Below are 16,939 nucleotides of genomic sequence, written 5' to 3' on the forward strand. Positions count from 1 at the left end.
CACCCTACAAAAGCACGGCGAATCTCAGAAGCGGAAGTTCGCCGTCAGGCTGGCCGAGCGCGGCGCGCCTGGCGTGTAGCGGTAACCGCTCTTGTTGATGCTGGCCACGTAGCGTTCGTCCGCCAGGTTGTACACGTTCAGGCGCAGGTCCAGATTCGGGCCGATGCGGTACTGGGCCATGGCATCGAACACCCAGTAGGACTCGGTGTATGTGGGCGTGCCCACTGCGCCGTCGGTGCCGCGCTTGAGCTCGTCGGCGAAGCGGGCGCCGCCGCCGATCTTGAAGTTGGGCGTCACGTCATACGCCGTCCACAGCGTGAACGAGGACTTCGGCGTGTAGGTCAGGCTGTTCTCGCCGTTGGCAGTAATCAGTCGGCCGGCTTCGACGCTGGTGTCCATGTACAGGTAGCCCGCGCTTACCAGCCAGTTGCTGGCCAGCGCGCCGGTCATGCCCAGTTCCACGCCCTGCACCCGCTTCTTGCCGGTCTGGTACCACTGCAGGTCCACCGGGTCCTGCTCGATCTCGTTCTTGACGTCGGTACGGAACAGGGCCGCCGACAGCGCCAGCTTCTGGCGCAGCAGGTCGAGCTTGCCGCCGAGTTCCCAGTTCGTGGTTTCCTGCGGATCGAAGATCGGGTTCTGGGCGCTGCTGGCGCTGCTCGATGCCGTGAAGTTGGCGCCCGGCGGCTGCTTCGAGGTGGCGACCATGCCGTACACGCTGCTGTTCGCGGTCGGCTTGTACAGCAGCGAGGCCTTGCCGTTGACCAGGGTCTTGTTGACGTTCAGGCGGGCCGGGACCAGCACGTTGTTGGTCAAGGTCACCGCATCGAACACGCCGCGGAAGCGGTCCACGCGCACGCCGCCATTGAAGATCCACTTCTCGCCCAGCTTGATGGTGTCGAAGGCGAACAGGCTCTGGGTGTCGACGTCGCCCTCGGTATAGGCGCCGGTGCGGGCCAGGGTCAGGCCGGTCACCGGGTCGGCCGGGTTCGGGCGGTACAGGTTGGCGGCCGGCAGCGTGCCCAGCCCGGTACGGCCGAAGCTGACCTGGGTCTCGTTGACGAATTCGAGGCCGGTGACCAGGGTGTGCTTCAGACTGCCGGTGTCGAAATCGGCGGTGAGCACGGTCTGGTTGGTCAGGATCTTGTTCTCCGCATCTTTCACGGTGCGGGTGCTGCGCGCCACGGTCCAGGTCGACGGGTCAGTCACCACCGGAGTACGGAAGTTGGCGCTGCTGGCCAGCCAGGCCGTCAGGAGGTAGTCCTGCTTGGTGCGGCCGTAGCGGCTGACGTTCGACAGCTGCAGGGTCGGCGAGAAGGCGTGCTCGACACGGATGGTGGCCATGTCGGCCTTGACCTTGTCGAAATCGTTGTTCGAGCCGTAGAAGTTTTCCGGGTCGACCGGCGCCGCGTTGCCGATGAAGGGACGGGCCGGGTCCGGGCTGGTGTAGCCGGGCAGGCCGATGGTCGGCACGCCGCCGTCCGGAACATTGTCCTGGTCCACGTGCAGGTAATCCAGGTAGACCCGGGTCGGGCCGTTCAGGCCGAAACCAATGCTCGGGGCGACCGCCCAGCGCTTCTTGTTGACCACCTCACGGCCAGGGACGCCGGAATCCTGCGCCATCGCGTTCAGGCGCAGGGCGATGCCGCGCTCGGCGTTCAGGACCGTATTCAGGTCGGCGGTGGCGCGCTTCTGCGAGTCGGTGCCGCCCAGTACCGAGCCCGAGCGGCCGCTGCTCATGTTGGCCTTCTTGCTGACCAGGTTGATCGAACCGGTCGGCGAGCCGCGGCCGGTGTCGGTCCCTGCCGGGCCCTTCAGGACGTCGATCTGCTCCAGGTTGAAGGTGTCGCGCGAGATCGAACCGATGTCGCGCGCGCCATCCACGAAAATGCTGCCCGAGGTGTCGAAGCCGCGCATGAAGATCGCATCGCCCGTGTTGGTGTTGCCGTTCTCGCCCAGGAAGAAGGCGCCCACGCCCGGGGTATTGCGTAGGGCTTCGGTCAGGGTCACAGCGCCCTGCTGCTCGAACAGTTCCTTCTTGATGACCTGCACCGTCTGCGCGGTGTCCAGCAGCTTCTCGGTGTACTTGGGCGACGAGGCCTGCTCAGCCTTGAAAGCGTTCTCGGCCTTGCCAACCACTTCGACGGTGGTGGCGGGGGCCATCGCGGCTGCAGCACCGTCCATGTCGTTCGCGTGCGCGGCCATTGGCAGCAGGACCGCCGCCAGGGCGGTGCCCATCACGCGCGATTGAGGGTGTTTGCGGCTTTTTATTGTTTTCATACGAAGCTGTTCCTTGGCAGTCAGATGGTGGGAAAGTCAACAATGAAAATTATTGTAAAGAAAAGGTTCCGATATGTAAACAGGAATCATTCTCATTATCGTTTACATTCACACTAATGGAAGAGCGATGGCACAAGGCGAACGCAGGCAGCCGCGATCGTCGGCGCGAACAGTGAAAGGGAGCGAGGGAAGTGAGCGGCAGCAGCGCCGGGCGGGCTGCTGCCGATAAAGGCGGCCTGGTCAGCCAAGCGGAAGGACTTAGCGGCGGATGCTGGCAATGACTTTGGTGGCGAAGTCGGCAGCGTTGCCGGCATGCCAGCGCCAGACGATCACAAGATCGTGGTCAGGCGAAACGAGGACGGTGTTGCTGCCTGCTCCCAGCGCAGCGTAGGCGTTCGCCGGCAGGCCAGGCAGGTTCTTGCCTTTGGTATTGAGCCACCAGAGATAGCCATAGTCCGGGCCATGCGCGCTCGGGCTCAGCGCCGCCTTCACGTAGGACGGCGGAAGCACCTGCTTGCCGTTCCAGGCCCCGCCGCGCAGCCACAGGTAGCCGAAGCGCGCCATGTCCCAGGAATTGATCCACATGCCGCCGCCCCAGCGCGTGCCGCCGCTGACCGACGCTACCGGCTTGCCGTTCAGTTCCACATAGCTGTTGTGGTACGGGACCCACTTCCAGCTGTTCGAGGCGCCGATCGGGTCCATCACCTGCTGCTGGAACACGTCCGGCACGGCTTGGTCGAATACGCGCAGCAGCGACAGCGCAAAGCGGTTGATGCGCACGTCGTTGTATTCGTAGAAGCTGCCCGGCGCCTGCAGGGCGCGCGGCTTGCGCTCCCCTGCCCCAAAGGCTTCCTTGCCGATGAAGTCGGCGTTCTTGCCCCACAGGCTGCCTTCCCACTCGGTTTCCTGCTGCAGGTGCTGCTGCCAGGTCACGCGCGCGTTCTGGGGCGACGCATAGCCGCCGTCGTTCACGCGCTTGGCCACCGGTTCGTCCAGCACGATCCGGCCGTCGCGCACGGCCACGCCGGCGACCGTCGCCAACATGCTTTTCGCCACCGAATAGGTCGGATCGACGAACTGGGTGTCGCCGAATTCGGCCACCACGTAGCCCTTGTAGATCACCAGCCCGTTGGTCCGGGCGCGGCGCGTCGGCATCGAACCCAGGCGGCTGCCGAAGGTGGCTTCCTGGTCGGAGAAATCGACGGCGCGGGTGGTTTCGCGCGACTGGGCGAACTGCACCGCGGCGGCCAGTGCGACCGGGTCCATGCCGAGTTCGGCGGGTGACTTGCGGGCCCATTCGCCCTGCGGCGGGAAGTATGCGGCGGGCGCGGCGGCAAAAGCGGCCGACGGCAGCAGCGCGCCCAAGACCAGGCTCAGGACGGCGCGGCGGGAGACATGCATCATGGTGTGGTCCATTGAGAGAACGGGAAGCGGATCAGGCTGGAGTTGTAGTAGCGCTTGTCGCCGGTGACTTCCTGGCCGACCCACGCGGGTTTCTCGAACTGCGCGTCTTCGGAGGGCAGTTCGATTTCGGCCACCATCAGGCCCGCGTTCTCGCCCAGGAATTCATCGACTTCCCAGGTAAAGCCCGCGTACGCAATGCGGCGCCGGTATTTTTCGACGAGCGGGCGCTCGCACAGGCGGTCGAGCAGTTCCTGCGCTTCAGGCAGCGGAATCGGATACTCCCACTCGCCGCGCGTCGCGCCCGTGCTTTTGCTCTTGATGGTGAGGACGCCGGCCTCGCCCTCGATGCGCACCCGCACGGTGCGCACCGGGTCCGAGCACAGATAGCCCTGGCGCAGCAGCACGGGTTCGCCCAGGGCGCGCCAGTCCTCGCCGGACAGGAGGAACTTGCGCTCGATTTCGACGCCCACGCTCAGTCCAGCGTCTGCAGGATCGGCTGCAGGATCGCCGCGCCCAGTGCCGCGCTGCGGGCGCCGTTCCAGCCTGTGTGCGGATCGGGCAGGTTGGCATTGTCCTTGAACGGCATTTCCAGGGTCAGGGACAGGCACTTGAAGGTGTGGCCGATGTACTTCGAGGCCAGGGTCAGGAGTTCCTCGTTGTACTTGCTCGCGGCGTAGCCGTAGACGTTCTGGAAGTCCGGGCTGGCCGCCATGTAGCGCTGCACGAAGGCATCCTGGCGCGCCTGGCGCTCGGGCCCGAAGTCGGACAGCATCTCGTTGCCGGCCACGAAGTTGTACGGCAGTGCTTCGTCACCATGGATGTCGAAGAACATGTCGACGCCGGTTTCGTGGATCTTGTTTTTCACGCACAGCACTTCCGGGCTGCGCTCCAGCGACGGGGTCATCCACTCACGGTTCAAGTTGGCGCCGGCCGCGTTGGTACGCAGGTTGCCGCGCACCGAGCCGTCCGGATTCATGTTCGGCACGATGTAGAACACGGCGCGCTGGAGGAGCTTGCGCGCGACCGGGTTGGCGTTATCGAGCAGCGCATCCATCATGCCCTCGACGAACCATTCGGCCATGGTTTCGCCCGGATGCTGGCGTGCGATCACCCAGATCTTCTTTTCCGCCTGCGGGTTGCCGATCACGACCAGGTTCATGTCGCGGCCGTCGATGGTGGTGCCGATGTCCTGCACGCGTGCGACCGGGTTCTCGGCCACTTCGCCCAGCAGGCGCAGGTGGCGGTCCCAGGTGTAGGGCTCGAAATAGGCGTAGTAGATGCTATCGAGTTCAGGCGTGTGGTTGATCGTCATCACCTGGCCGTCGAAGCTGGTCGGCACGCGGAACCAGTTCTCGGTGTCGTAGCTGGCGGCGACCTGGTAGTCCTCGAAGCCCTTCGGGTAGGTGGCCTGTCCCGCATTCAGGAAACGGATGGTGCAGGCCTGGTCGCGCGCGCCCTGCAGGCGGAAGTGGAACCACTGGTGGATGTCGGCGTGCGAATCCTTGCGCAGGTTCAGGTCGATCGCCCTGGGGCCGTCGGCGCGCACGACTTCGATGGCGCCGGAATCGAAGGTCTGGCTGATTTTGATGGGCATGGCGAATCCTTCATTGTCCGTTCAAAGAAACGCATATTACCGGACAGTGCGCAGACCGGCGCGGTCCTCGCCCTGCCCGGCCTGCTCCGCTTACTGCGCGTCAAGGTCGATCAGGTCCTTGGTGTACATGGCCATGACCTGGCGCATCAGTTCGACGTTGCTGCGGTCAAGCACGACGGTCAGGTCTTCCTTGCTGTCGAGGACGAAGGTCATGCGCAGCGCGCCGCGCAGTTCCTTGCACTGCACGTACTGGGCGCGCGGGGTGTAGGGATTGTCCCAGTCTTGCTGCGTGATCTGCGGCGCGGCCGGCGGCGCAGCCAGGTTCGGGTCCTGGTTGACCGGCAGGTGCCTGAGCAGCCAGAACACGATAAAGGCCGGCACATAGATGCACAGGTCGCGCGCGCCCTTGCTGGAGAATTTCACCAGCAACAGGTTGCCGACGCGGTCGCAGGACATGGACATGCTCTTGACTTCACGAATTACCGCAGGTTTCACGACGATATTCCTAGGGAAAGGTTGAAAAAGGCGCAGCGATTCTACCGCATCCCATGGCCCAGTTGTGTGGTATCCGAGGGTCAAAAAACAAAACGGGGAGCTTGCGCTCCCCGACGTTGTCGTGCTTCGGCTTCCGCAACGCGCGAGCCTTGCTCCGGCCTTACTCTTTCGAGCCGCGGCCGCCCTGCGAGTTGCGGCCGCCCTTGCTGGAGGCTGCGCGCGACGGGCCACCCGAGCCGGCATTGGCCGACTGGCGGTTACCGTGGCTCATGCTGCCGGCACGGCGGGCTTCTTCCGAGGTGAACTCGTGCGCCGTACCCTTGGCGTGGGCAGCCTTGCCGCCCTGGCTGGCGATTTCACGCTGGCGTTCCGGATCCATCGATGCGAAACCGCGATTGCGGGTGCCGCTGCTCTGGCTGTTGCCGCCCTGGTTGCTACCTTGCTTGTTACCTTGATTGCTCGAGGCCATGATGATCTTCTCCCTTGTACGCTTTATGGACCGCCGCGTCCTGCGGCAGGCTTCTACCCATCACAATCTATGCCCGATGAGTGACCGGCGAAATCATCTTAGGTAGCACAGATGAATGCTGGTATAGGACGCTTTCAGATGACTTTGTAGGACTTCACGCGACAGAAAATGCATTAACGAAAATGTACTTCCAGTCGTCAACAAACCCTTCAGTAAGTGTCCTACATGGCACCCCTACGTCTTCCTATACTGTGTTGGAGGAGACCGGCGCATGATGGCAGTATCAGGCGGGACTCGAGCAGTTACCGCTGGCTTATCGAAAGGAGTCGACAATGGACGCGAACCAACGCAGCGAATTCAATAACCAGACCAATAACGGCGCCAACGAGAAATGGACACCTGGCTCCAAGGGCAATACCCAGAGTGGCCCGATGGACCACACCTATCCGCAGGGACCAGGCCAGCAATCGGTGATCCGCGGCGAAAACGAGATGCGCCCGACGGACGATCCCGCGCGCATGGGCCAGCAGGAAGTCGCCGCGGAGGACGGCGGCCGCGCCGATTACGAAACCACCCTCCCCGGCGCCGTGCCCGATGACCTGCCGGGCGGCTCGCTGCAAAGCCAGCAGACCGGCGGCTCCGGCCCGCAACAAGGCATCACCGACAGCCACCAGCGCCAGATGGAACAGCGCTCGGGCGCCTGGGGCTTGCTGGAGCAACCCGTCGGCCACCGCGACAGGGATTCCGGCACCGACCTGCGCGCCCACCCGGCCAACCAGCAGGGCAACAGCCAGGCCGTGCACGACATGAACCCGCACGACGCACGGCAGCCCGAGCTGCAGGGCGGCTCGCTGGGCCGCCACCACGGCGTGGCGCCGGGCACCTACGAGTCCCAGGGCACGACCGCCCAGGTCGGCTACGGCAACAAGCAGAGCGCGGCAAGCCAGGGAGAAGGCACCGGCATGGCGGTCGGCCCGCACCCGACGAACCAGCAAAGGAGGGAACGATGAACGAGCAAAAGGACCAGAACCAGCAGGGCAGCACGGACCGCAGCGGTTCGCAGACCGGGGCCGGCGGCAGCGAAGGCAAGGCCCTGTCCCATGAGTCGAACGACGTCGCCGGCGGCCTGCCGCGCAGCCCCGGCAACAGCGGGCCGCGCAGCGAGAACCAGGGCTGGAAGCCGGGCCAGAGCGTGCAGGCCGACACCGACCCGGTGCACGAATCGAACGACGTCGCCGGCGGCCTGCCGAAAAGCCCGGCCGGCGCCAACCGCCTGGCGGGCGATCGCAAGATGGACGACGACACCGGCTTTTCGCGTAAGTAACCTGTAGGGTGGGCGGGTCCTCCCGCCCACGCGGTCTACGAGCTTTAGAATATTCCGGAAACATTTACGGCCACCGCCAGTTGGCCGTCCAGCCCGATCATTGATCCACCTCCAAGCCCCTTCCCTCTGACGGAACCCGTCCGTTCCCGCCCGACTCCAACCGCACTCAACACGCCCCGTCGTTCGCACGTCGCGATGACGGCCAACGTGACTGGAGTACACGCGGAGACGAGACATGCCTGCAACGACGGATGACGCAACGATCGCGGTTTCGGTGGTGGTGCCCGCCTGCGGCCGCATGGACCTGCTCGACCGCTGCCTGGACGCGCTGATGCGTCAGGGGTTCGACCCGCAGCGCTACGAGATCGTCGTCGTCGACGACGAACCCAACCACAACACCCTGCACCTGGTGGCGGGCTGGCGCACCCGCACCCTGGAACGCGGCCCGCGCCTGTCCTATGTCGCCAACCCGGGCCCGGTCGGCCCGGCATCGAGCCGCAACCGCGGCTGGCGCGCCGCGCGCGCGCCCATCGTCGCCTTCACCACCGACGACGCCGTTCCAGAACCCAACTGGCTGTCCGAAGGGGTGGCCGCCTTTGCCGATGACGCCGAGGTCGTCTGCGGGCGCATCCAGACCCCGGTCCCCGCCCGCCCCACCGAATACCAGCGCAGCGCCCACGGCCACGATGCGGCCGGCTTCACCAGCGCCAGCTGCTTCTTCCGCAAGACGGTGCTGGAACGCCTGGACGGTTTCGACGAGCGCTTCAGCGTGCCGCGCGGCAGCGACGCCGACATGTACTTCCGCCTGCTGGAACACGGCGTCCCCATCGTGCGCGCCCCGCGTGCGCTGGTGGTCCACCCCGTGCGCCCAGTGCCCTGGGGCGCCAGCCTGCTGCAGATCCGCCACGCCGTGTTCGACGCCCTGCTCTACAAGAAACACCCGGCCCTGTACCGCCAGAAGGTCGAGCCGCGCCCGCGCTGGGACCACTACGCCATCGTGGCCGTGCTGCTGCTGGCGCTGGCCGGCCTGCTGGCCGGGCTGCCGGTGCTGGCCGGCCTCGCCTTCGCCGCCTGGCTGCTGCTCACCGGCCGCCTGTGCGCGCACCGCCTGCGCGGGGCCGCGCACACGCCCGCGCACGTGGCCGAGATGATCCTCACCTCGGCCCTGCTACCGCCACTGGCGGTGTTCTGGCGCCTGGCCGGCGCGGTGCGCTACCGCGTACGTTTCGCGTGAGGCCGCCATGCGCAGACTGAAGGTCCTCACCTGGCACACCCACGGCAACTACCTGCACTACCTGTCGCACGCGCCGCACGATTTCTACGTGCTCTCGAAGCCCGGCTGCCCGCCCGGCTACGGCGGACGCTGCGGCAGCATGCCCTGGCGCGACAACGTGCACGACCTGCCTGCCGAGCTCGCGCGTGACCACGAGTTCGACTGCATCCTATTCCAGGACGATTTCCAGTGGGAGAAAGACCAGTACGAGTTCCTCACCCCGGCCCAGCGCGCGCTGCCGCGCATCTACCTCGAGCACGACCCGCCCATGGGGCATCCGGCCAGCACCCGCCATCCGGTCGACGATCCCGACGTGCTGCTGATACATGTCACGCCATTCAACGCCCTGATGTGGGACAGCGGTCGCACGCCGGTGCGCGTCATCGAACATGGCGTATTGGCGCCGCCGGACGTGCACTACAGCGGCGAACTGGCGCGCGGCCTGGTGGTCACCAACCACCTCGCGCGCCGCGGCCGCCGTATGGGCCCGGACCTGTTCCTGCAGGCGCGCCAGACCATCCCGCTCGACCTGGTCGGCATGGCTGCCCAGGAACTCGGCGGGCTGGACGAGATCGAGCACGCCCGGCTACCCGCCTTCATGGCGCGCTACCGCTTCCTGTTCAGTCCGATCCGCTATTCGAGTCTCGGACTGGCCGTGATCGAGGCAATGATGGTCGGCCTGCCGGTGGTGGCCTTCGCGACCACCGAGATGGCCACCGTCATCGAGAACGGGGTGTCCGGCTACACCGCAACCGACCTGCCGACCCTGCTCGGCGACATGCGGGTGCTGCTCGACGATCCGGCCCTGGCCCGCCACCTCGGCGAAGGGGCCCGCCGCACCGCACGCGACCGCTTTTCGATCGGCCGCTTCAGCAGCGACTGGGATGCCGCGCTGCGCCACGTCACCGGCCTGGGCGCGACCCGGCAGGAGCAAATATGAAATTGAATGAAGTGCAGGCCGCCGTTGCGGCGGCCAAGGCGGCACTGGCAAGCGCGCCCTCCACCCAGGCCGATGTCGCAGTACCCGCGCCGCCTGCCCACCTGCCCTTGGCCACCGGCCCTGGCGGCACGCGCCGCCGCATCGCCATCATCAGCGACCACGCCTCGCCGCTGGCCGAACCCGGCAGCATCGACTGCGGCGGCCAGAACGTGTACGTAGCCCAGCTGGCGCGTGAGCTGGCGCGCGCCGGGCACCAGGTCGACGTCTTCACGCGCCGCGATGCACCCGAGCAGCGGCTGGTGGCGCAGTGGTGCGAGAACATCCGTGTCATCCACGTGCCGGCCGGGCCGCCGCGCTATGTCCCCAAGGAGCAGATGCTGCCGCACGTCGACGCCTTCTCGCGCTACGTCACCCGCTTCGCGCGGCGCCAGCCGGTGCCCTACGACATCGTGCACGCCAACTTCTTCATGTCGGGCATGGTCGCCCAGCACCTGAAGGCCAGCCTGGGCCTGCCCTTCGTGATCACCTTCCATGCGCTGGGCCGCGTGCGCCGGCTGGCGCAAGGCAGCGCCGACACCTTCCCGATCGCCCGCATGCGCATCGAAGCGGCGCTGATGCGCGCGGCCGACCGCATCATCGCCGAGTGCCCGCAAGACCGCCAGGACATGGAACGGCTTTACGGCGCGCCGCTGTCGCGCATCGCAATCGCGCCCTGCGGCTTCTCGCCCGACGAACTGTGGCCGGTGCCGATGCACGAGGCACGTGCCCGCCTGGGCCTGGACGACGGCCGTTTCGTGGTACTCCAGCTCGGCCGCATGGTGCCGCGCAAGGGTGTCGACACGGTCATCCAGGGCGTCGCCATGCTGCGCCACCGCCACGGCGTCGATGCCCAGTTACTGGTCGTCGGCGGCAATGCCGGACCGAGCACGGGCGGCCAGCCGGGCGATGACGTCGAACTGGCGCGCCTGCGCAGCGTTGCCGCCGACCTCGGCGTCGGCGCCCACGTGCGCTTCGCCGGCCAGCAGCCGCGCGCCGTGCTGCGCGACTACTACAGCGCCGCCAACGTCTTCGCCAGCACGCCCTGGTACGAACCCTTCGGCATCACCCCGGTCGAGGCCATGGCCTGCGCGCGGCCCGTCGTCGGCTCCGATGTGGGCGGCATCAAGAGCACCGTCAACGACAGCGTAACCGGCTTCCTGATTCCCTCACGCGACCCGGCCGCGCTGGCCGACCGGCTGGCGCGCCTGCACCGGCACCCCGACCTGGCGCGCGCAATGGGCGAGGCCGGCCGCCGCCGCGCCTGCGAGCACTACACCTGGCGCCACGTCGCCACCCAGCTGGCTGCCATCTACGCCGACGTCCTGGACGCCACCCGCTCCACTGCCCAGCCGGCGGTTTTGCCGAACTGAGTGCCGAACTGATGTTGAACCGAGCCTGACCGCACTCCCATTCCAACCGAGCCCACCCGAGGAGCCCATGAGCACGACGACGCAGCATCAACCTTCCCTGCACGGCAAGGCCGCCCTGATCACCGGTGCGGCTAGCGGCCTCGGCGCCGCCCTCGCGCGCCGCCTGGCCGCCTCCGGCGCCAGTATCTTCGGCGTCGACCTGCAGGCCAGCCGCCTGGCCGACAGCATGGCGCAGCTGCGTGAACTGGGCGTGCAGGCACATGCGCTCGGCGTCGACATCACCGATCCGGGCGCCGCGCCGCGCGTGGTGGCGCATGCCGTCGACGTGCTCGGGCGCCTCGACATCCTCGTCAACAACGCCGGCACCGACGTCACCCTGCCGATCGCCGAACTGCCGGACAGCGACTGGCTGCGCGTGGTCGGCACCAACTTGAGTGCACCCTTCCTGCTGTCGAAGTACGCGGCCATAGCCATGCGCTCCCAGGGCGGCGGCCACATCGTGAACATCGCCTCCACCGCCGCCAAGCGCGCCTGGCCCAATGCCAGCGCCTACCACGCCAGCAAGTGGGGCCTGCTGGGCCTGTCGCATGCGCTGCACGCCGAACTGCGGCTTGAAAACATCCGCGTCACCGCCGTCATCGCCGGCGGCATGCGCACGCCCTTCCTGCTCGAACGCTTCCCCGATCTCGATGCCGACAGCCTGCAGGACCCGGCCGACGTCGCCGATGCCATCCACTCGGTCCTGGTGCTGCCGCCCACCACCGTCGTGGCCGAACTCACCGTCCTGCCGCTGCGCGAAACCTCGTGGCCCTGACATGAAGGCTATCTTCCTGGACAAGGACGGCACCCTGGTCGACGACCTGCCCTACAACGTGGAGCCGCGCCGCATCCGCCTGGTCAGTGGCGCCGGCGCGGCCCTGCGCCTGCTGGCCCGGCTCGACTACCGCTTCTTCGTCGTGACCAACCAGTCCGGCATCGCCCACGGCTGCTTCGGCGAAGACGCCATGGGCCCCGTCGCCGACCGCGTGGCCGACCTGCTGTTTCGCGAAAACCTGACGCTGGACGGCTTCTATTATTGCCCCCACCACCCGCTGGGCACGATCGGCGCCTACGCCATGGTCTGCGCCTGCCGCAAGCCCTCGCCAGGCATGTTGATCAAGGCCGCCCACGAGCACGACATCAACCTGCGCGACTCGTGGATGATCGGCGACATCCTGCACGACGTCGAAGCCGGCAACCGCGCCGGCTGCCGTACCCTCCTGATCGACAACGGCAACGAAACCGAATGGCGGCTCGGCCCGCGCCGTGTCCCTACCCGCATGGCGCCGGACCTGTACTCGGCCGCCGTCCTGATCGCCTCGCACGAGGAAGCACGATGAGCGCTGCATGGCAGTCCGCACGGCGCATCCTGTGCATCCGCCTCGATTCGCTGGGCGACGTGCTCATGTGCACGCCGGCCATTCGCGCCCTGCGCCAAAGCATCCCGGGCTGCGAGCTCACCTTGCTCACCTCTCCGTCCGGCGCAGCCGTAACGCCCTACATTCCGGAGCTCAACGGCGCGATCAGCTACCGTGCCCCGTGGATGAAACACGAGGAGCTCGCCAGCAGCGCGGCCCTGCAGGAATGCGCCGCGCAGCTCGCTGCCCAGCGCTTCGATGCCGCCGTCATTTTCACCTCGTACTCGCAAAGCCCGTTACCGGCGGCCATGCTATGCCACCTCGCCGGCATCCCTCTGCGGCTGGCGTCCTCGCGCGAGAACCCTTATCAGCTGCTCTCCCACTGGGTGCCGGAGCACGAGCACGAGCGCGCCACCCGCCACGAAGTGCAGCGCCAGCTCGACCTCGTGGCCCATGTCGGCTGCTCGACCTCCGATACCACGCTGTCCTTCGCCATTCCCCAGGAAGCCACGGCAAGCGTCGCCGCCATACTGATTGATGCCGGTATCGATCCAGACGCCCCTTATCTGGTGCTGCACGCGGGCGCCAGCGCCGCCTCGCGCCGCTATCCCGTCAGGCACTGGCTGGTCCTGATCGGCATGCTCGGAACGCACTTCGGCTACCCGATCATCCTCACCGGCGACCGCGGCGACGTCGAATCGCTGCGCCCCCTGTCCGACACTTGGGTTGGCCCCTCGCACTCGCTGATCGGTAAACTCAATTTGGGAGAACTGGGCGCCCTGATCCGCTCATCCAGCCTGCTCATCACCGGCAACACCGGGCCGGCGCACATCGCCGCCGCCGTCGGCACGCCCCTGGTCGACATGTATGCGCTGACGAATCCCCAGCACACGCCCTGGCGCGTGGCGCACCGGCTGCTGTTCCACGACGTCAGCTGCCGCAACTGCCTGCGTAGCAGCTGTCCGCAGGGCCACCATGCCTGTCTGGACCTGCTGGCGCCGCGAAAGGTGCTTGAGGCTGCAGTCGACCTGTTGGCCGCTGGCGCGCCCCGACCGGCGCGAACCGACGATATCGCCCTGGCTTTCGAGTAGGGAGCGATATTGACGATGTTCGCACCTGCGCAAGCACAAAAATCTGCGCGCTTGCCTATTACAAAAACTCAAGTTTTTGGACGAGCTCTGATATAATTTCAGAGTTCGTCGGGGCGTAGCGCAGCCTGGTAGCGTACCTGCATGGGGTGCAGGGGGTCGGAGGTTCGAATCCTCTCGCCCCGACCAACAAAATCAATGAGTTAGGCCAGCCAACCGGTTGGCCTTTTTCGTTTGGGGCGGGCCTGAATGCTTCTGGCTGCAGGAATGACGTCGAAGGTCGAGGTACATCTCCGCTGCACGTTCGACTACCTACCGCAAATCATTTCTTGAAGACGGCATCGCCGAAACCTCGGCCAAGCTCACGCCCGATCCGGTAACTCCAGGCACGGAAATCTTCTTCTTTTCCCGCGTACGCGCCAAAGGTCTCGATGTCGTTTTCCTTGGGCTGCCGGGGATCGACCATCGGATGGATGGTCACCTTTACCATCGCAGGATGTGCCCGTTCGGCTGGCGTAGTAAAAAAGTAGATGAACGAATCTGCAGAAGGACTGATGAGTGAATAAGCGTGCCCGTTCGTATCGCTGCTTCTTTGAAATCGCTTCGATCCGAGCAGCTGCGACTCTACCTTTCGAATGCTTTCGGCAGAAGTATGGCCCTGTGCGGGCAGGGTTATCCCATCGGAACCGAACACAGTGCCTGCGAACGCAAACAAAAGGAATCCAAGTATTTTTTTCATAGAACCTCCGGCATTCAACCGAATGAATCCAACACCACAGGACAAGCGATACCGATCACTTGGCCTCGCCGTTTGCTGGTAGCCGAAAACAGAAGATACTAATCATCCGCTCACGATGTAAGCTGGCTACCTGGCGATACAACACCTATTTCCAATCCCCCCGCAGCGCCAACACCTGCTGCTGCAAATACTCCGGCGACGCCGCCTCCGGCGCCACCGGCTGCCCCACCGCCAGCGCCAGCTTCGACCGGATCCCGCGCGCAAACGAGCGCTCGAACACGTTCGACGGATCGCGCGTGAACACGCTGCCCCACAGCCCGCGCAGCGCCATTGGAATCACCGGCACCTTGCTGCGCTCGACAATCTTGGCGATCCCGCTGCGGAACTCGCTGATCTCGCCGGTCTTGGTCAGTTTGCCTTCGGGGAAAATACAGACCAGTTCCCCCTGATGCAGCGCTTCCGCGATGTCCACGAAAGCGCGCTCCATCATGAACGGATCTTCCTTGGCCGGCGCGATCGGGATCGCCTTGGCCGCGCGGAAGATCCAGCGCAGGAAGGGCGTCCTGAAGATGCGGTGGTCCATCACGAAGCGAATCGGGCGCGGGCTGGCGGCGCCGATCACGAGCGCGTCGACATAGCTCACGTGGTTGCAGACCAGGACTGCCGGGCCCTCGTCGGGAATGCGGTCGGCATCGATGGTGCGCACGCGGTAGCCGGTGTGGATCAACATCCAGGCCAGGAAGCGCATCAGGAATTCCGGCACCAGCGAGAAAATGTACACGGCCACGCAGGCGTTCAGCAGCGCGGTCACCAGGAACATCTCGGGAATCGTGAAGCCCTGCCCCAGCAGCACGATCGCCACGCCGGCCGCGGCCACCATGAACAAGGCATTCAGGATGTTCATGCCGGCGATGGTGCGCGAGACGTGCTTCTGGTCGCAGCGGGTCTGGATCAGGGCGAACAGCGGCACGATGAACAGGCCGCCGAACACGCCGATCAGTACCAGGTCCAGCATGATGCGCCACGCGCCCGGCAGGCTCAGCAGTGCAATGGCATCCACGGCCGCCGTATTGGTGTAGGCCACGCTGGCGAAATACAGGTCGATGCCGAACACCGACAGGCCGATCGAGCCGAAAGGCACGAGGCCGATCTCGACCTTGTGGCCGGAGAGCTTTTCGCACAGCAGCGAGCCGGCGCCGATGCCGAGCGAGAACACGGTCAGCAGCAGCATGATCACGCTGTGGTCGCCGTGCAGGTAATCCTTGGCGTAGAGCGGGAACTGCGACAGCACCAGGGCGCCGTAGAACCAGAACCAGGAATTGCCCAGCATCGAGAGGAACACGGTGCGGTTCTGGCTCGAGAATTTGAGGTTGCGGATCGATTCGGCAAACGGATTGCGGCTGATCTTCAGTTCAGGCGCCGGCGCCGGCGATGGAGGAATGCGCCAGCTGGCCAGCAGACCCAGCACTGCGCACAGCAGCGTGCCGCCGGCCACCAGCTCGATGCCCCAGGGTTTGACGCCGACCAGCAGCGTCCCGGCGACCTCGCCCAGCAGGATGCCGACAAAGGTGCCCATCTCGATCACGCCATTGCCGCCGACCAGCTCTTCCGATTTCAGGTGCTGCGGCAGGTAGGCGTACTTGACCGGCCCGAACAGGGTCGAATGCAGGCCCATGCCGACCACGGCGGCGATCAGGACCCACAGCGTGTGTGTCAGCCAGCCGATGCCGGCCACCAGCATGATGGCGATCTCGAGCAGTTTGACGAACCTTGCCATGCGCGCCTTGTCGAACTTGTCGGCGACCTGGCCGGCGGTTGCCGAGAACAGCACGAAGGGCAGGATGAACAGGCCGGCGATCAGGTTGTTCAGCATGCCGGGGTCGGCGGTGGTCCAGTTGGCGGTGTCGAAGGTCAGCGCCACCAGCAAGGCGGTCTTGAACAGGTTGTCGTTGAAGGCGCCGAAGAACTGGGTCCAGAAAAAGGGGCCGAAACGGCGTTGCGTCAGCAGGGAAAACTGGCTCGGTTGGCTCATGGGGCTGCGTGTTGGCTGGTAATCAAGATTCGTAATCTACATCAGGACGCGCTAGCCATACAAAGACTATTGCTCATTCACATCATTCAGCTATTGATACTAATACGCAAAGTCTCGGCTGGCGATACCGGATGGGTAAAAAGCATAGACCGCCGAAGCGTTCAAGCGGCGCGCGGCGTCAAGCGGGGGCATTGATAAACTTGATTGAAACGGCTCAATCGAGTGTGCATACTGCAGGATTGTGCAGCGCAGCGCGGGTAGAATCCGCGGATGACTTCTACCGACTTTCTCCTTCGCTACGCCAGCGTGACCACCTCGCTGTTCGACCACATCGAACAGGACATGCTGGCCCTGTCCTGTGCCTTCATCGACGAAGACGAGCATCTACCCAGCAGCATGCACGAGGCCGGTGCGGTGCCGATGCCGCAGCCGCTCGGCCTCCCGCAAACATGAGACGCCCATAAAAAAATGATTCGGATTTGCGGACCATGCCGC

17 protein-coding genes and 1 tRNA gene are annotated in these 16,939 nt (G+C 65.6%); 10 read left to right on the forward strand and 8 right to left on the reverse strand.

What is annotated here, in order from left to right; all coding sequences use genetic code 11:
- Positions 1-24 precede the first annotated feature (24 nt).
- The 6 genes from LK542_RS10060 to LK542_RS10085 form a co-directional block, all read right to left on the reverse strand.
- A complete protein-coding gene (locus LK542_RS10060) occupies positions 25-2,280 on the reverse strand; it encodes a catecholate siderophore receptor Fiu (RefSeq protein ID WP_227811803.1) in 2,256 nt (751 codons plus the stop codon).
- Positions 2,281-2,538: 258 nt separating this feature from the next.
- On the reverse strand, positions 2,539-3,684 hold the full coding sequence (locus tag LK542_RS10065) for a serine hydrolase (protein ID WP_227811804.1): 1,146 nt from the start codon (positions 3,682-3,684) through the stop codon (positions 2,539-2,541).
- Positions 3,681-4,154: a CYTH domain-containing protein gene (locus tag LK542_RS10070; protein WP_227811805.1), complete on the reverse strand. Its 474-nt coding sequence runs from the start codon at positions 4,152-4,154 to the stop codon at positions 3,681-3,683. The genes LK542_RS10065 and LK542_RS10070 overlap by 4 nt, the downstream gene beginning before the upstream one ends.
- Before the next feature lie 2 nt (positions 4,155-4,156).
- Positions 4,157-5,278: a M14-type cytosolic carboxypeptidase gene (locus LK542_RS10075; RefSeq protein ID WP_227799083.1), complete on the reverse strand. Its 1,122-nt coding sequence runs from the start codon at positions 5,276-5,278 to the stop codon at positions 4,157-4,159.
- Between the two features lie 90 nt (positions 5,279-5,368).
- Complete coding sequence (locus LK542_RS10080; RefSeq protein ID WP_227799084.1) at positions 5,369-5,740, reverse strand: hypothetical protein; 372 nt, start codon at positions 5,738-5,740, stop codon at positions 5,369-5,371.
- Positions 5,741-5,933: 193 nt separating this feature from the next.
- Positions 5,934-6,242 (reverse strand): KGG domain-containing protein, encoded by a 309-nt coding sequence (locus LK542_RS10085; RefSeq protein ID WP_227811806.1) that lies wholly within the window; start codon positions 6,240-6,242, stop codon positions 5,934-5,936.
- 332 nt (positions 6,243-6,574) lie between these two features.
- On the opposite strand from LK542_RS10085, the gene LK542_RS10090 reads away from it, so the two are divergent.
- From LK542_RS10090 to LK542_RS10130, 9 genes are all read left to right on the forward strand, one after another.
- Positions 6,575-7,252 carry a hypothetical protein gene (locus tag LK542_RS10090; protein ID WP_227811807.1) on the forward strand — a complete coding sequence of 226 codons (678 nt, stop codon included), beginning with the start codon at positions 6,575-6,577 and terminating at the stop codon, positions 7,250-7,252.
- On the forward strand, positions 7,249-7,566 hold the full coding sequence (locus LK542_RS10095; protein ID WP_227811808.1) for a hypothetical protein: 318 nt from the start codon (positions 7,249-7,251) through the stop codon (positions 7,564-7,566). Before LK542_RS10090 ends, LK542_RS10095 begins: the two co-directional genes overlap by 4 nt.
- A gap of 235 nt (positions 7,567-7,801) precedes the next feature.
- Complete coding sequence (locus tag LK542_RS10100; RefSeq protein WP_227811809.1) at positions 7,802-8,800, forward strand: glycosyltransferase family 2 protein; 999 nt, start codon at positions 7,802-7,804, stop codon at positions 8,798-8,800.
- Positions 8,801-8,807: 7 nt separating this feature from the next.
- Entirely contained in the window at positions 8,808-9,779 is a 972-nt protein-coding gene (locus LK542_RS10105; RefSeq protein ID WP_227811810.1) for a glycosyltransferase, read from the forward strand.
- Positions 9,776-11,188 carry a glycosyltransferase gene (locus LK542_RS10110; RefSeq protein WP_227811811.1) on the forward strand — a complete coding sequence of 471 codons (1,413 nt, stop codon included), beginning with the start codon at positions 9,776-9,778 and terminating at the stop codon, positions 11,186-11,188. The genes LK542_RS10105 and LK542_RS10110 overlap by 4 nt, the downstream gene beginning before the upstream one ends.
- 67 nt (positions 11,189-11,255) lie before the next feature.
- Positions 11,256-12,002 carry an SDR family oxidoreductase gene (locus LK542_RS10115; RefSeq protein ID WP_227799091.1) on the forward strand — a complete coding sequence of 249 codons (747 nt, stop codon included), beginning with the start codon at positions 11,256-11,258 and terminating at the stop codon, positions 12,000-12,002.
- Between the two features lies 1 nt (position 12,003).
- Positions 12,004-12,567, forward strand: coding sequence for an HAD-IIIA family hydrolase (locus LK542_RS10120; protein WP_227799092.1), 564 nt, complete (start codon positions 12,004-12,006; stop codon positions 12,565-12,567).
- Complete coding sequence (locus tag LK542_RS10125; protein ID WP_227811812.1) at positions 12,564-13,676, forward strand: glycosyltransferase family 9 protein; 1,113 nt, start codon at positions 12,564-12,566, stop codon at positions 13,674-13,676. The genes LK542_RS10120 and LK542_RS10125 overlap by 4 nt, the downstream gene beginning before the upstream one ends.
- A gap of 109 nt (positions 13,677-13,785) precedes the next feature.
- Positions 13,786-13,862: transfer RNA gene (locus LK542_RS10130), tRNA-Pro, on the forward strand.
- Positions 13,863-13,995: 133 nt separating this feature from the next.
- On the opposite strand, the gene LK542_RS10135 is transcribed toward LK542_RS10130, so the two are convergent.
- Together LK542_RS10135 and LK542_RS10140 are read right to left on the reverse strand one after the other, a co-directional pair.
- On the reverse strand, positions 13,996-14,412 hold the full coding sequence (locus tag LK542_RS10135) for a hypothetical protein (protein ID WP_227799094.1): 417 nt from the start codon (positions 14,410-14,412) through the stop codon (positions 13,996-13,998).
- 145 nt (positions 14,413-14,557) lie between these two features.
- Positions 14,558-16,444 (reverse strand): MFS transporter, encoded by a 1,887-nt coding sequence (locus tag LK542_RS10140; RefSeq protein ID WP_227799095.1) that lies wholly within the window; start codon positions 16,442-16,444, stop codon positions 14,558-14,560.
- 270 nt (positions 16,445-16,714) lie between these two features.
- On the opposite strand from LK542_RS10140, the gene LK542_RS10145 reads away from it, so the two are divergent.
- The gene (locus LK542_RS10145) at positions 16,715-16,897 is read left to right on the forward strand and encodes a hypothetical protein (protein ID WP_227811813.1); all 183 of its coding nucleotides are present in this window, start codon (positions 16,715-16,717) and stop codon (positions 16,895-16,897) included.
- Positions 16,898-16,939 lie beyond the last annotated feature (42 nt).

It is taken from the genome of Massilia sp. IC2-477 (genome assembly GCF_020707265.1).
GTDB lineage: Bacteria > Pseudomonadota > Gammaproteobacteria > Burkholderiales > Burkholderiaceae_D > Telluria.